The sequence below is a fragment of the Pseudomonadota bacterium genome (assembly GCA_039028155.1).
In the GTDB taxonomy this organism is placed as follows: Bacteria; Pseudomonadota; Alphaproteobacteria; order SP197; family SP197; genus JANQGO01.
Genome location: JBCCIS010000004.1, coordinates 18,449 through 33,039, shown reverse-complemented (window position 1 = coordinate 33,039; position 14,591 = coordinate 18,449). Strand labels below are relative to the sequence as shown.

Here is a 14,591-nt window from a genome sequence, read left to right as displayed (position 1 = left end):
AAAACCGTAGGGCGCGTCTTCCCGGCGCCGCCGGGGACGGAACGTCGGAGGCCGCGAGACGACATGGACGCGAAACAAGACGATCTGCTGGTCGCCGACGCGATTGCCGCCGCTGGATCAGAGGATCGGATCGGCCGCCTGGCCCTGGTTGTCAGTGCAACGCGAACCCGCCTTTTTGAGCTCTATGTCTTCGTCGTCAGTCTCGCCATTGGCGCTGTTGTCCTTGTCTATCTGCGGTGGACACGAGAGCCGCGACAGGTTCGAACGTTCCTGCGGATCTGGTCGCAGGCCTTTATCTACGGCGCTCGGTACGTCATGGGTGTCGGGTATCGCATCGAGGGCCTGGAGAACATTCCAGCGCAACCTGTGCTCTTCGTTGGCAACCATCAGTCTTACTGGGAGTCGATCGCCATGACCGCGATCATTCCCCACATCAACGTCGTCACCAAACGTCAGGCGATGGCGATACCGGTGTTCGGCTGGGGCTTGCGTTACGCTCCGATGACGCCGATCGACCGGGATGCACCCGGCCAGAACATCCGACGTATGGTGCGCGACGGCCGGACGTGCATGGCCGAAGGGCGCAGCATGCTGATTTTCCCGGAAGGCCGGCGCGTGACGCCGGGTAAACACCGAAAGTTCTCGCGCGGTTTCGAAACCCTGTATAGCGCGTGTGACGCCCCGGTTGTTCCCTTTGTCACCGATGCAGGACTCCACTGGCCGGTCGGCTTTACCCCGAAGCGTCCGGGCGTCGTGACACTTCGGTTCCTGCCGCCGATCTCAGCTGGATTGGACCCGGCCATCTTTGCGCGGAAGACAGAGCGGCTGTTGAACGAAGAAAAAGACAGGCTGCTGGAAGAGAGCCAGCGGCGCAGGACAATGCGCGTCTAACTGTCGGCCGCCGGTGACAGGCCAAACAAGTCTCGCGAGAACGTGTCGAAGGGCACGACGAGCAGGTCCTCTGGATGGTCGCCGCCGAGCGTCGCAAATTTGCTCTCCGCCTCGATCATCCTCGCTTCGACGACCTCGCCACTTTGTCCGTCAATAAGCCGAACCTCGACTCTGACACGGTCGGGCAGACCTGACCATTCCGTCGCCCGTTCTTCCCAATGGTGCAGCTTAAGGTACACAAGATAGTCCGCGCCCTGTTCGACCGCGTCCATGGTAGCGGTATCTTGTGGAATGTAGCTCCGTATCTCGGTGACGTCGCCTGCGTAAGGCGATAACGCGGCGACCATGGCATCGCGCGCCATCCGACCGCTCTCAGGATGCGGTTTGTCGATGTAGGCGCCGTCGGCCTCGACCGCGACGACAAAGCTTGATTGCTCGCTGATGACGCCTGTTTGGTTGTCGACAAGGGACGTGGTCGTCTGACTTCCCGTACAGCCGACAACAACGAAGATGCCGACCAAGAAGACGGCCGATCTCAAGAGTGTAATCACGCTCTCTTTCTCCTTGCTGCGCCCGGGAACTATCTGCCGCATTGAAGTTGAACAGCTCTGTGTCACCACCGCCTCAGCCATATGAACCTATCCTTGGCGGCTTCGGCGTCGTTGCGCTCAGGTTAGTCCGGTTGCGACAATGCCACAACCGCAAGTTATAGATGACCAAGCGGCCATTCCCGCAAAGCGATTGATCGTTCAGTGGATGTCGACGCGACCTGTCGATCAGGTTGGGCAATTTGCAAGCCGCACCGCCTGAGTTCGACCAGAAGAACATCCATACTTGAGATCAGGTGAAACTCAGCATGGAGCGCCGATCGTATACGCACAGCAGGGCGTGCTGACGACGGGCCCGGCGTGTGCCGCCGAGCGTCGATGGCACACCGGCTATCGACCGATGGCGTAAGCGTCCCGTCGTGGATCGGCGCCGCCGGTCAACAGACTGGTCTCTGGATCGACCGTGATGGCGGACATGACGCCCATGTCCATGGGTTCCCAGTCTTCGACCCGGCGAACATCGTGGCCTCTATCCGAGAGCTCATCGGTTACCGCTGTCTCGACCCGACTTTCGACGTGCAGACGACCCGGCAGATAGTCGTGCGGCCAGAATGAGTCGGGGAAACTCCAGGTCGTGAAGCGTGGCGCCTCAATGGCGGTCTGCGCGTCCATGCCGAACACAGCGATGTTCAGGAAGGTCTGGACCATCGCTTGGCATTGCGCATCGCCGCCCGGGCAACCAAACGGCATGAACAGCTTCCCGTCGCGAAATGCTATCGCGGGATTCGGTGTAAGCCGAGGCCGTTTCCAGGGCTCAAGCTTCGAGGCATGGTTCTCATCGAGCCAGCTCTGCGTGCCTCTGCCGGATAGGCTGAAGCCTAGATCCGGTGCAATGGGCGCGCGCGCGTTGGCATCACTCGGTGTGGCGGAGAAGGCGTTGCCCCACTGATCGACGACACATGTGTAACTGGTATCGGTCTCGCGCTCGCGAAAACTCTGCCCGGATCGCGGTTCCGGTCTGCCCCAGGGCGTCGAGTCGTTGATCAGGCCGGGCGACGGCATTTCTCCGAACGCTTGGCGCATGTCTACGCGTTCACGCCGGTTGCGCGTGTACTCCTGTGCCATCAGAGCGTCCATCGGTACGTCGACCAAATCCGGATCGCCAAAGTAGTAGTCACGATCGGAGAAGCTCAGATTGAGCACTTCGGCAAGCAAGTGAATGTAGTCGGCGCTGTTGTGACCGAGCGAGGCGAGGTCGTCGCGCTCGAGCATCTGTAGGGTCTGCGGCACCACTGGTCCCTGACACCACGGTCCACAGGCCAGAATCTCATAGTCTCTGAAGGTGCCGCGGACATGAGGTTCTTCCTTGACCGAGAAGTCGTGGAAATCTTCGAGTCTCAGCAAACCGCCTTGTTCTTCGCTGTAACGCGCCATCTCGCGGGCGATGTCGCCGCGATAGAACTCATCCCGAGCGGCCCGTATCGCCGTCTCGCGGCCTTGCGCCGCGTGTTTGCGCTCAACATCGATCAACCGCTCGAAGGTGCGCGCAAGCGCCGGCTGGACGATGAGCGTTCCTGCGGGAGGAACCTCACCGCCGCGCAAAAAGATCTCCCGGTTGGCTGGCCAGCGGGCGATCGCATCCACTTCACCCAGGAACTGGTTGCGCACGACCGGTGAGAGGGGGTAGCCGTCACGCGCGATTTCCAACGCCGGCGTCAGGACCTCTTCCAAGGTCATCGTGCCGTAGTGTTGCAGCGCTGTGAGCCACGCATCGGGCGCTGCCGGCACGACCGCCCGGCGGATATCCGCGGGCAGCTCGCCATCACAGTTGTTCTTGAAGAACTCGATACTCGCCGCCTTCGGCCAGCGGCCGAGCCCACTGATGGTCGTTACGGCGCGACGTTCGGCGAGGTAGATCATGATCGGCGCAACACCGCCGAAGTTCGTGTTGTCGGCGAGCACCACGTTGATCACGACACCGGAGGCGACACCGGCATCGACCGCGTTTCCGCCTTGCTCCAGCAACCGGTAACCCGCCGCCGCCGAAAGCGGATGCCCTGAACTGATGACATGGTGCGTACCCATGACGGGTGGCCGATGCGAACCGTAAGTCGTGGTCATGGCTGGAACTCTCCACACGGGCGACGTGACGGCCTGGGCGTCGTCAGGCTCACTTGGCTTGGGCCAATCGGCTGAGATACTAGACCTATGAGCAGCAGCGTGGCGACCTCGCGTTAATCCGAAGCCAACGGATCTATGCTGACTTGGCTTTGTCGAGCTGGGTCGATTTTACCGCCCCGCCGATGGATATGCGTTGTCGGTATCAAGCCGGTAAGGGCTGGCGAAATCACAGGCGTCTGATATCTCTTGTGTGATCATGTCGTGCGATGGGACGGAGCACGTCAAGTCGACCAGAAACTGTAGGCGCTCTGGCCTAGCAGCGGGGATAGACCTGCTTGGTCCAACACATCCATTGCGTATTCATGACGAACAACAAACCGGTCGGATCCATAGATCTGATAATTCTTGCGGTCCTGTTCAGGCGTATAGTTCACCGTGATGACGTTTGCGCCCGCATCCAGACCACGTCTCTGTCCGCCGTCAGACCGGCTTTCCAGAGCACTGACCGTGGGGATGAGCGCGGTCGGGTACAAGAGCCGCATCACAGCCATCAGATTGAGGGTCAGGTCCATGTCGCCCTCCGCCATGCCAAACAGTGGTGTCCCCGCTGCCGGTATGAAAGGCGAGGCGCTGATCATGTGGGCCCCGACACGGCCCAGAAAGAGCGCGTCGTCAACCAAGGATCCGCGGGTCTGGCCTGGAAGACCGACAATCGTGCCGACCCCCACCCGGTAGCCGCAACTGAGGAGCGAATCGAGACATGCAAGGCGCTCAGTCAACGCGAGATAGCGCATCCGCTTATGCAGGACAGGGTCCAACGTCTCCTGCTTCAGGATGTAGCTGTCCGCGCCGCTCGCCTTCAGTCTTTCAAGATCCTCGCGTGGCTTATCACCAAGGCAGAGCAAAACCTCGACCTTGTCGTCAAACAGTTTCCTGACTGTGGGAATGACCTGTTCGAGAACGCGCGTCGTGGCCGATACCTCGCCACCTTGGAAGGACACCACACCAATGCCTGCGGATCGTACCGCTTCGACCGAAGCCAGAATCTCCTCCGGGCGCCGGAAGTACCGGTCGATTGGGTTTTCGATACGCATCGGACAGTAGTCGCAGGACCGCACACAGGCATTGGTCACTTCGATCACGCCACGAACGACGGCGGCGCGGCCGAAGAAACGATCGCGAACCTCCGAAGCTTCCCTCAGCAATCGCTCCTGCGCCTTGCCACGAAGGTCTAGCATGTCCGAGATGGCTGAGCCGGTTCGCCTCTCAGGCGGCAGATACTGCTCGTTGCCGGCTTTGTCGTCGTGTTCGATCACATCGTCTGATGATCCAAAACTGACATCAGGCTCGGTGTAATCAAACTGCTGCTGTTTCCACATGCTCCATCTACCTCTGTCGGAAAAACTCAGCGCGACTTAATGCGGATTGGCGCCTGACACGTAGTTCGATGCTTAGGTCATGTTGGCGCGGGCCGATGTGGGTGGTCTACTGATCAAGCTCGATGACGCCGCGTTCTGGGAAGGTCTTGAACTCGTAACCACAGTTTCCTTCGATTGCGACAAGAAAACTCGATTCTGTGCTGATTGCGTTAGCTTAGTCTTTGAGAACTGTCGCTGTCCTACCCTAAGCGCGGCAGGCGATCGAAAGCGCCATGATCTCGACAACAAACAGTCTCTGATAACTGACGTACTTCTCCACTGCAGTACTTGAGCATGTGCGAGCCGGTAAAGTCGGCACCGCCGCAAAAATGTCAGGCGGCACAGATCCGCCCGATCAAATTGCATATCTAGTTGAGTTTGTTGTCAACCATCAACCATAAGTAAGTGATTGGTTCGCGGGATGACAGAACAGAGTTTGGGTGCTTGACCAAACCGACTGAATAGTCCTTACGCGAGAATTATTGTTTCTATGAAGCCGCAAAAATAGTTGTAGTTATAGTTTGGCGTGCGTAAAGAATGCGTAATGCGGTAGTTCATCTATCAATGCGGGAGAGCGTGTGGGTCATGCGAAAGGTTCTGTTGGTTCTGTCATTCGCCATTTGGGTTGGGGGCTGCGCGATCGGGAACACGCAGCGTCACGATCTTGGCGATGCAAGCTTGGACCTCGAGACCGAACACACAGTTGCTGTGAGCGTGGTTGATCACAGGCCATACATCGTAGACGGCGACAAGGATCCGAGTTTTGTTGGTCTGATGCGCGCAGCATTCGGCAATCCCTGGGATGTGACGACGGGTAGCGAACGGCCGCTGGCCCAAGACATGACGACATCGATTGTCGACTCAATGAAGCAGAAGGATATCGATGCTGTTGCTGTCGTCGTGCCGCATTCGTCGGACAATGCAGCCGCTCGCCAAGAACTTTTGATCACCGATGCGGACCGTTACGTGCTTCTCGTTCTTCAGGAGTGGAAGAGCGACACCTACATCAACACCGCATTCATCTACAACGCGACGCTTGAGGTGTTAGGTCCTACGGGTGTACCGCTGGCGGAGAAAACACTCAGCGGCAGGGACAATCTTGGGGCGGCAGCCGTGCCGGCTGACGCACGAATTGATGTTGAGAACGCGGTGCGACAGAAGATTGAAGAAATGCTCAACGACCCTGAGATCGTGGCCGCTCTTGATTAGCGGCCTTGTCGACTGCCTAACCGCACTTGCGATGGACGCCGATCCATTGTTTGATCGGACTCACGATGCCACTCGTTTTCTTTCTGTAGTCGCTTAAGCGCATTGAGTTGATCCAACCCCATGACGCCGCAATGCTTGCGCCAGCGCCAGAACGTCTGCTTGGCAACCTGCACCTGACAGATCTCGTCAATCTGGGGGTGGCCGCGCTATGAGTTCGTTAACCTGCCGCAGCTTCGAGACGTTCCCTACCGTATTGTGCCGGCGGATTGCCATAGTTGAGCCGCCGTTCGCCAAGACATGCGGCGGACTGTCCGCACCACCACTTTTCACAACGCGGTTTATGGCGTTCGAGCGCGGGAGTTCAGTGCCAAGACGTCTCTGCCGGTCTCAGCGGAGGTGTCCGGGGCAGGGGTTCGTGGGTCGGTGACCGCACGATGCCTCTAGAGGGTCGTCGATGTCGGCCGATCAGTCCGGGGTGCGCCGGGCGCGTCGACACGCCGTGGTGAGGTCCTGTAGGCCAGGAACTGTCTGCGAATGAACGCAGCGACAAACCCTGCCGTCAGAGCCAGCACGATCGTTGGCGCCGGCGCACTGTCGAGAAAGAAACTGGCATAGGTACCGGCAAGCATCGATACCATGCAGACGACGACGGAGACCCAGAGCATGGTCTGGAACTTGCGCACGAGAAGGAAGGCGATGGCGCCGGGTGCGATCAGAAGTCCGATCGCAAGGATCAGCCCGACAGCCGACAGCGTCGCCACCACGGTCAGTGACAGGGCCGAAAGAAAGGCGTAATGCAGCCAGTGCACCCGAAGGCCGGAGGCCCGTGCCTGCGCCTGGTCGAAGCTAAACAGAAGCAGGTCCTTCCATTTGAGCGCAACAGCCGCACTGACGATCATCGCGATCACACCCGTCATCCAAAGATCGTCCAGTTGGACACCCAGAATGTTGCCGAACAGGATGTGATCAAGATGAACGTTCGTCTCGACGGAGACGTAGAGCACGATGCCCAGGCCAAACATGCCCGAGAACACGACGCCCATAATGGTGTCCTGTTTGATGCGGCTGTTGGCTGACAGGTAGCCCGTGGCGATTGCGCAGATCATGCCGGCCGCGAAAGCGCCGACGATCAGTGGCAGGCCCAGTATGTACGTCACGACGATGCCCGGAAGAACGGCATGGCTGACGGCATCGCCCATCAGGGCCCATCCCTTGACGACCAGAAAGCACGACAGAAGCGCCGTCGGCACCGACACGATCATCGCTATCACGAACGCCTTCTGCATGAAGGCGAACTGAAGCGGCAGCAGCAGCGTGTCGATATCCATCACGCGAACTCTTTACCGCCGCTGGCCCGTTTGGCGTTGCGGTCTACCGCCAGCTGCCGGGCCCGCTTGGCCTTGAGACGAGCCGCGAAGAGACCGTACTTCGAGGCGAAGATGAACACGGTCAAGAAGACAAGCGTCTGCAGGGTCACGATGATGCCACCAGTGGCGCCGTCCAGAAAAAAGCTCACGTAGGCGCCGACGAAGCTCGTGACGGCGCCAATGACGACGGAAACTGCGATCAACCGGGGAAAGCCGTCGCAGAGCAGATAGGCCGTGGCGCCAGGTGTCACGACCAAGGCAATGACGAGGAACGCGCCGACCGTTTGCATCGCCGCCACCACGGACGCCGACAACAGAACGAAGAACATCGCCTTCAGCAAACGGGGCCGCAACCCGATGGTCTTCGCGTGGTTCTCGTCGAAGAACGTCACCATCAGGTCTTTCCATTTCAGCAGCAGGATCGCGAGGGAGACGAACCCGATGATGGCCAACTGCAAGGTGTCCTCTGGCGTGATGGCCAGGACGTTCCCCATGGTAATCGTCTGCACATCGACACCGACGGGATTGACGGAGATAAGGAAAAGGCCAAGGCCGAAGAAAGAGATGAACGTCATGCCGATAAGCACATCAACCTTGAGGCCGGAGCGTTCCGACAGGAACAGCATGGCGGCTGCCGCAAGTCCGCCGGACAAAAAGGCGCCCAGCGAAAACGGCAGGCCGATGAGGTAGGCGCCGACCACGCCGGGAACGACCGAGTGGGAGAGCGCGTCCCCGATCAGCGACCACCCCTTCAGCATCAAGTAAGCCGAGAGGAAGGCACACAAGGCCCCTACCAGAGAGGAAACCCACATAGCATTCGCCATGTAACCGTAGGTAAACGGCTCGAGAAGCGTCTCGATCATGACGAGTCCTCGTTCGTTTGAACCTTGTCGCCATACTGAACGAAGGGCCTTTCGTCATCGCTGATGATCGTGATTTTGCGATGATCGCCATCGGTGTGAAGAGTCTGCGCCGTGATCGTGAAGTGACGGAGAACGCCGCCGAACGCGCGTTCCAGATTTTCGCGGGTAAACGTCGTTTCCGTGGGCCCGTATCCGAGCACCGTACCCTTGACCAGGACGGCACGATCGCAGAACTCCGGCACTGTCCCAAGATTGTGGGTCGACACAAGGATGACCCGACCTTCGTCCCTGAGTTCACGCAAGAGCGCGGTTATCTGCTCTTCCGTCTTGGCGTCCACGCCGTTGAAGGGCTCATCAAGCAAGATCACCTGACCGTCTTGGGCGAGCGCGCGGGCCAGAAAAACGCGCTTGCGCTGTCCGCCGGACAACTCGCCGATCTGTGATGCCCGATAATCCCGCATGCCGACGCGCTGCAGCGCCAGTTCGACGGCTTCGTGGTCAATCGATCGTGGCCGACGCAAAAATCCCATGTGTCCGTAGCGACCCATCATCACTAGGTCTTCGACAAGGATCGGAAAATCCCAGTCCACTTCTTCGGACTGGGGAACGTAGGCCACCAGGTTCCGCTTCAGGGCTTCGGCGACGCTCAGGTTGAGGACGCGGATTTCACCGCAGACCGCGGGCACCAAACCCATGATGGCCTTAAAGAGCGTCGACTTGCCGGCACCATTCACGCCGACCAGCGCCGTGATCGTGCTGCGGGGCGCCTCGAAGCTGGCATCCCAAAGTGCCGTGTGCCCATTGCGGTACGTCACCGTTACGCCACTCGCTGCGATGCCATCGCCGAACGGGCCGAAGGCCTCGATATCGTCCACTGCCTCAATGGCTTTGTGCATCCGCTCCTCCTTGGGCCCTAGCGATTGGACCAGTTTGGATACCACGATGATGCGCCTCGAACCGCCTGGCGCGTGCCGCTCGCACTCATACCGCCGTCAGTCTGTTGTGGCCTGAAGCCCATCGGCGATCGTCCTTGACGTGACTTCCAATAAATCCAGATACGTCGGCACGCTACCGTCGGCGTCGCTCAACGAATCGACGTAGAGCACGCCGCCGTAGCTGGCGCCTGTCTCACGCGCGACCTGTTGCGCCGGCGCGGTGTTCACCGTGCTCTCGCAGAATACGACAGGTATCTGGTTTGCGACCACGCCATCGATGACGGCGCGCACCTGCTGGGGTGTGCCGACCTCGTCGGTGTTCATCGGCCAAAGGTAGAGTTCCTTCATCCCGAAGTCGCGGGCGAGGTAGCTGAAGGCGCCCTCACAGGTGACCAGCCAACGCTTGTCTTCGGGGATCGATGCGATGGCCTGGCGCAAGGGTTCAATCGTGGCGCGAAGGCGTTCCTTGTAGAGACGGGCGTTCTCGGCATAGACCGCCGCGTTCTTCGGATCGTGCTCGGCGAACGCGGCGGTAATGTTGTCGATATAGACCAGCGCGTTGTCCAGACCCATCCATGCGTGGGGGTTGGGCTGGCCTTCATACGATCCCGACGTGATCGGGATGGGATCGATTCCCTCTGTCAGCGTCACCGATGGCGGGTTGCCCAAATTGGCGATGAACTGCTCGAACCACAGTTCCAGGTTCATGCCGTTCCAAAGGATAAGATCGGCGTCGGAGGCGCGAACCAGATCTTGCGGGGTCGGCTGATAGCCATGGATTTCGGCGCCCGGCTTTGTGATGGAGACCACCAGGGCGGTGTCGCCCGCGACATTGGACGCCATGTCCGCGATGACTGTGAACGTGGTGACGACCTTCATCTTGTCGGCGGCGGAGACGCCGAACGGCAACATTGTCGCAACCAGCGCTGCCGCCACAAACATCGCAATTCTTGAACGCACGGGTGTCCTTCTAAGGGAAAGAATGTTCTTGCTTAGAATGATACTAATAATTAGTTGCATGACAAGTCAAGGGCGTTTGCGCGAGGGCGTCGGGTTAACGGGGGCCATCGCGAGTCCATTACCGGGCCTCTTGCACCGGCTTTTCGGCGCGCCTGAACCGCCGTTCTACTTTGATTGGGCGCCTTCTTCATTCGCCGGCTCGGCTGCTTTGGTTCGTCCGGTAATGAGGCGGGCGCTTTTCTGGCCCGTGATATAGGACCAAAACCAACTATACGCGACGGCGATGCGGCTTCGCGTGCTGATCAGGAAAAAGATGTGGGCAATGCCCCAGACCCACCAGCCGATGGCGCCTGTCAGCCGGATCCAGCCGAAATCGACGACCGCTGCGCTGGGGCCGATGGTGGCCAATGTACCGGGATGACGGTAGCGGAACACCCGGCGATGGTCACGGCCGTCAAGCCGTGCCCTGATCACCCGGGCGACGTAAGATCCCTGTTGCTTGGCGGCGGGCGCGACTTCTGGCACCGGCCGGCCCCTTTGGTCTTTCACCGATGCGGTATCGCCGATGACGAAGATGTCGGGATAGCCCGGCACCGTCAGGTCGGATTGGACAATCGCCCGGCCCGCCCGGTCCGCCTCGACGTCGAGCCATTCGGCGGCGTTTGACGCGGTTACGCCGGCCGCCCAGATCACGGTCTTGGCGTCTATTCGATGATCGCCGACGATAACGCCATTCGCGTCACAGCCGGTGACCGGCTCGCCGGTCCTGACCTCCACGGCCATGCGGGTGAGGGCGCGTTCGGCATAGCCAGACAGCTTTTCCGGGAACTCGGACAGCACACGTGGACCGGCTTCGATCAGCAGCACGCGCGCCTTTCGTGTATCGATGTGCCTGAACTCCGCCGGCAGAACGCGCTGGGCCAGCTCGGTGATGATGCCGGCAAGCTCCACCCCGGTGGGACCGCCGCCGATGATAGCGAAGTTCATCAACGCCGTGCGTTGGTCGGGATCATCACAGCGCTCCGCCGCTTCGAAGGCCGCCAGGATACGCCGGCGGATCCTGGTCGCGTCTTCGATCGTCTTCAGGCCGGGCGCGTGGGGTCGCCAGTCGTCGTGCCCGAAATAGAAAAGGTGGGTTCCGGTGGCGAGCACCAGGGTGTCGAAGTTCATCCGCGAGCCGTCGGCCAACATGACCTGTTTGTTCTCACGATCGACCCCCGTTACCGTCGCCATCAAGGTGGTGACCTCCGGCCGATACTTGAACAGGCGGCGTAGTGGCCACGCGATCTCGGAAGGCGGCAGAATGGTCGTCGCGACCTGATAGAGCAGGGGCTGGAACAGGTGGTGATTGCGCTGGTCGATCAGCGTGATCCTGGCCTTGTCGTGGCGCAATCCCTTGACACAGGCGACCCCGCCAAAACCGCCGCCGACCACGATCACATGGTGTTCTTGAGCCATCAAACACGCTCCGCCATCACAAACGTAGCAAGCAGATGTGCCAGCCGGACTGACCGGTTGTAGCGCGGCACAGACAGTAGATCACTGAGCGCACCGAATGTGCGGCATCGCGCGCGTCCGCGCTAGGAGCAAACACGATCTCAGGCCTCGCGATTGGTCAAGCATTCCCAAACTTGATCCCTCAAAACGCTTGAACAGGGCATCGTAACTGCAAATGCGAGTAATTCGCACTTGCAACTTAGCGTCGATATCCAGTATTCCAGGAGCTATGCGGGGTTACGCAGCCATTGAGCAGTACTCTTCCAGTCGCGAACCAAGCCTCTCGCCATGCTCAATGAGCCAGTGAACAGCAAACTCATGTCGAGGCGTTTCTCTTGGTGCACGAAGGTGAGCCCGAGCGCCTTTTTCGTGATTGGTGGTCTCGACATCATCCCCGCGCCGAACCAGTTGGGGATCTAAAAGATGAAACAACACGGTTACCTGTCCTTGTTTTCCGGGGTTGCGGCTGCGGCCTTTAGCCTGTCGATCAACACAGCGACGGCAATCGCCGATGACGCCAGTGCCAGCACCGATTGGTTCAAACAGGACTACGCGACCGGCGACTGGGGTGGCGCGCGCACCGATCTCGCAAACAAGGGGGTCACGCCCGAACTGAACTATCTCGCCGACTTCATGGCCAATCCCGATGGCGGTATGCGACAGGGCGAAGCTTATGCCGCCGGTCTCACCGGTTCGGTAACGTTCGACATGGAGAAGCTGATCGGCGCCAACGGGCTCAGTCTGTTCGTGGCAGGCTCATGGCAGCAGGGCAGGGATCTATCCGGCGACTACATCGGCAACATCTATCCGGTCGCCGAAGCGTTCAATGGTGACGTCGTCCGGCTCAATCAGGTCTATCTCGAGCAATCCCTCTGGAACGACGTCGTCAGTGTCGCGGTCGGGCGATTGTCGACAGGCGATGACTTCGCGGCCTTGGACAGTTTCGGCAACTATGTCAGTGGCGGCATCAACGGCAACCCCGGAAGCATACCGGTCAATGCCCCATCGTTCACCGCGGCGCCGTTCGCGCAGTGGGGCGTGCGCGCGACTGGCCAAGTTGGTTCCAACATCTATATCTCCGGTGGCGCATACAACGCCGATCCGACGGTCCAGGAGGATACCAAGAATGGCGTCGATTTCCGGCTCAATCCCGATGAAGGTGTCCTCTACCTGGCCGAAGTCGGAACCGGCATAAATCAAGGCGACAAGGAACCCGGTCTGCCCGGCAACTACGCCATAGGCGCGTACTACGACAGCAGCGACTACGCGCGTCTCGACAACTCGGCCATCACGAAAGACCGCAATTACGGTTTCTATGCCATCGGCGAACAGATGGTCTATCGCGAAGGTGGTGCCGGCAGCGACCAGGGATTGACGGCGTGGGCGGCTCTGACAGGCGGGCCGGACCAGAGCGTCAACACACTGCCGTTCGGCGCCTTCGGTGGGGTGTACTACCAGGGACTGTTTCCCGGTCGCGATCAGGACATCACCGCCTTTGGCCTTTTCTACGGCTCGTTCAGCGACGATCTGCCTGGCCAAAGCTACGAGCTTGTCGCCGAAGTGAATCACCGCTTCCAGCTCGCGCCGTGGCTCTATGTAACGCCGGACTTCCAGTACATCTTTAATCCCAATGGCGGTGGCATTCCCGACGCGGCCGTCGTCGGCTTCGAGGTCTCCGTCGACTTCTAGCCGCCGTTGGAGTGGCGACGCTAACCGTATGTGATCGGCCGCTCTGGTGCGAGCCGTCCGGCAGCGGGTATGCTGCAGAGGATCGCCATGCTGATCCGTCACCTCTACTACTTCATCACGCTTTCGCGCGAAGGCCACTTCGCCAAAGCCGCCGACGTCTGCAACATCACCCAGCCAACACTCTCGTCGGCGCTGCGCAAGCTGGAGGACGACTTCGGCGTGCGCCTGGTCGAGCGCGACCACCACTTCGTCGGCCTGACGCCGGAAGGCGAACGGGTGCTGGCCTGGGCGCAGCAGATCCTATCGGACTTCGAGAGCCTGAAGGACGACCTGTCGAGCCGGGCGGAGGATCTGAAAGGCACGGTCAGACTTGGCGTTATTCCGGCGGCGATGCCGATCACCGGCTATTTCACGGAACACTTCCTGAAGGTCCATCCGGCCGCCCATATCGACATACGCTCGATGACATCGCGCCAGATTCAGGCCGGCCTCGACAGCTTGGACCTGCATGGCGGCCTGACCTACCTGGAGAACGAACCGCTGGAGCGGGTCAACCGCGTTCCGCTCTATAGAGAACGCTACATCGTCATCTCCAGGCGCGGCCACTTCCGCGACAACGCGCCGGTTTCGTGGCAGCGCCTGGAGGCGGAGCCGCTGTGCCTGTTGGGTCCAGAGATGCAGAACCGCCGGATCCTCGACGAGGCCGCCCAACGACACGGCGCAACGCTGAACCCGCAGGTTACGGCGAACTCTTACCTGACGTTGTTCGCCCATCTGCTGCGCGGCGGATGGGTCAGCATCGTGCCGACCACGCTGCCGGAACTTTATGGCCTGGACAGCCAGTTCGAACGGCATGAGATCGCCGACGAGACGACGTCGCAGGCGATCGGCCTGGTCGTCCCCGACCGCCAGCCGATGGCCCGCATGACCCACGCGCTGTTCTCCGCGGTCCTGAAATCAAACATGGCCGGCGCGTTCTTCCGTGGCTCCGCGACGCTTGATTGAAGTCGTTTATCGAAGGCTAAACGCTTCCGATTGGACGCAACTCCGGGCTTGTGACGAAGTGCGCAGGTTCGTCCGGCCGCTCGCGACA

Annotated in this window: 12 protein-coding genes; 4 read left to right on the top strand and 8 right to left on the bottom strand. The window is 60.1% G+C overall.

All coding sequences use genetic code 11. From position 1 onward, the window contains the following. Nucleotides 1-63: 63 nt before the first annotated feature. A complete protein-coding gene (locus AAF563_03180) occupies nt 64-891 on the top strand; it encodes a lysophospholipid acyltransferase family protein (protein ID MEM7120253.1) in 828 nt (275 codons plus the stop codon). Here AAF563_03180 and AAF563_03175 read toward each other — a convergent pair. The 3 genes from AAF563_03175 to AAF563_03165 all read right to left on the bottom strand — a co-directional run bounded on the left by AAF563_03175 (nt 888) and on the right by AAF563_03165 (nt 4,939). Then, complete coding sequence (locus AAF563_03175) at nt 888-1,442, bottom strand: DUF4823 domain-containing protein (protein MEM7120252.1); 555 nt, start codon at nt 1,440-1,442, stop codon at nt 888-890. The two genes, AAF563_03180 and AAF563_03175, sit on opposite strands and share 4 nt — an antisense overlap. Before the next feature lie 387 nt (nt 1,443-1,829). After that, nucleotides 1,830-3,560 carry a gamma-glutamyltransferase family protein gene (locus tag AAF563_03170; GenBank protein ID MEM7120251.1) on the bottom strand — a complete coding sequence of 577 codons (1,731 nt, stop codon included), beginning with the start codon at nt 3,558-3,560 and terminating at the stop codon, nt 1,830-1,832. Between the two features lie 281 nt (nt 3,561-3,841). After that, nucleotides 3,842-4,939: a radical SAM protein gene (locus AAF563_03165; protein ID MEM7120250.1), complete on the bottom strand. Its 1,098-nt coding sequence runs from the start codon at nt 4,937-4,939 to the stop codon at nt 3,842-3,844. A 624-nt stretch (nt 4,940-5,563) separates the two neighbouring features. On the opposite strand from AAF563_03165, the gene AAF563_03160 reads away from it, so the two are divergent. After that, entirely contained in the window at nt 5,564-6,187 is a 624-nt protein-coding gene (locus AAF563_03160) for a hypothetical protein (GenBank protein ID MEM7120249.1), read from the top strand. A 440-nt stretch (nt 6,188-6,627) separates the two neighbouring features. Here AAF563_03160 and AAF563_03155 read toward each other — a convergent pair whose 3' ends face one another. The 5 genes from AAF563_03155 to AAF563_03135 form a co-directional block, all read right to left on the bottom strand. Further along, nucleotides 6,628-7,515: a metal ABC transporter permease gene (locus AAF563_03155; GenBank protein ID MEM7120248.1), complete on the bottom strand. Its 888-nt coding sequence runs from the start codon at nt 7,513-7,515 to the stop codon at nt 6,628-6,630. Then, nucleotides 7,515-8,417: a metal ABC transporter permease gene (locus AAF563_03150; protein ID MEM7120247.1), complete on the bottom strand. Its 903-nt coding sequence runs from the start codon at nt 8,415-8,417 to the stop codon at nt 7,515-7,517. The genes AAF563_03155 and AAF563_03150 overlap by 1 nt, the downstream gene beginning before the upstream one ends. Further along, entirely contained in the window at nt 8,414-9,313 is a 900-nt protein-coding gene (locus AAF563_03145; GenBank protein MEM7120246.1) for a manganese/iron ABC transporter ATP-binding protein, read from the bottom strand. Before AAF563_03145 ends, AAF563_03150 begins: the two co-directional genes overlap by 4 nt. Before the next feature lie 96 nt (nt 9,314-9,409). Next, on the bottom strand, nt 9,410-10,264 hold the full coding sequence (locus AAF563_03140; GenBank protein ID MEM7120245.1) for a metal ABC transporter substrate-binding protein: 855 nt from the start codon (nt 10,262-10,264) through the stop codon (nt 9,410-9,412). A 213-nt stretch (nt 10,265-10,477) separates the two neighbouring features. Beyond that, nucleotides 10,478-11,770: an NAD(P)/FAD-dependent oxidoreductase gene (locus AAF563_03135; GenBank protein MEM7120244.1), complete on the bottom strand. Its 1,293-nt coding sequence runs from the start codon at nt 11,768-11,770 to the stop codon at nt 10,478-10,480. 462 nt (nt 11,771-12,232) lie between these two features. On the opposite strand from AAF563_03135, the gene AAF563_03130 reads away from it, so the two are divergent. Continuing rightward, nucleotides 12,233-13,498, top strand: coding sequence for a carbohydrate porin (locus AAF563_03130; GenBank protein ID MEM7120243.1), 1,266 nt, complete (start codon nt 12,233-12,235; stop codon nt 13,496-13,498). A gap of 69 nt (nt 13,499-13,567) precedes the next feature. Continuing rightward, nucleotides 13,568-14,503, top strand: a complete 936-nt coding sequence (locus AAF563_03125; protein MEM7120242.1) for a LysR family transcriptional regulator — start codon at nt 13,568-13,570, stop codon at nt 14,501-14,503. Nucleotides 14,504-14,591: the final 88 nt, after the last annotated feature.

What these genes read in the sequence shown, in the direction of transcription:
- AAF563_03180 (MEM7120253.1), top strand. Translation starts at nt 64, where the DNA reads ATGGACGCGAAACAAGACGATCTGCTGGTCGCCGACGCGATTGCCGCC.
- AAF563_03170 (MEM7120251.1), bottom strand. Translation starts at nt 3,560, where the DNA reads ATGACCACGACTTACGGTTCGCATCGGCCACCCGTCATGGGTACGCAC.
- AAF563_03165 (MEM7120250.1), bottom strand. Translation starts at nt 4,939, where the DNA reads ATGTGGAAACAGCAGCAGTTTGATTACACCGAGCCTGATGTCAGTTTT.
- AAF563_03160 (MEM7120249.1), top strand. Translation starts at nt 5,564, where the DNA reads ATGCGAAAGGTTCTGTTGGTTCTGTCATTCGCCATTTGGGTTGGGGGC.
- AAF563_03155 (MEM7120248.1), bottom strand. Translation starts at nt 7,515, where the DNA reads ATGGATATCGACACGCTGCTGCTGCCGCTTCAGTTCGCCTTCATGCAG.
- AAF563_03150 (MEM7120247.1), bottom strand. Translation starts at nt 8,417, where the DNA reads ATGATCGAGACGCTTCTCGAGCCGTTTACCTACGGTTACATGGCGAAT.
- AAF563_03145 (MEM7120246.1), bottom strand. Translation starts at nt 9,313, where the DNA reads ATGCACAAAGCCATTGAGGCAGTGGACGATATCGAGGCCTTCGGCCCG.
- AAF563_03140 (MEM7120245.1), bottom strand. Translation starts at nt 10,264, where the DNA reads ATGTTGCCGTTCGGCGTCTCCGCCGCCGACAAGATGAAGGTCGTCACC.
- AAF563_03135 (MEM7120244.1), bottom strand. Translation starts at nt 11,770, where the DNA reads ATGGCTCAAGAACACCATGTGATCGTGGTCGGCGGCGGTTTTGGCGGG.
- AAF563_03130 (MEM7120243.1), top strand. Translation starts at nt 12,233, where the DNA reads ATGAAACAACACGGTTACCTGTCCTTGTTTTCCGGGGTTGCGGCTGCG.
- AAF563_03125 (MEM7120242.1), top strand. Translation starts at nt 13,568, where the DNA reads ATGCTGCAGAGGATCGCCATGCTGATCCGTCACCTCTACTACTTCATC.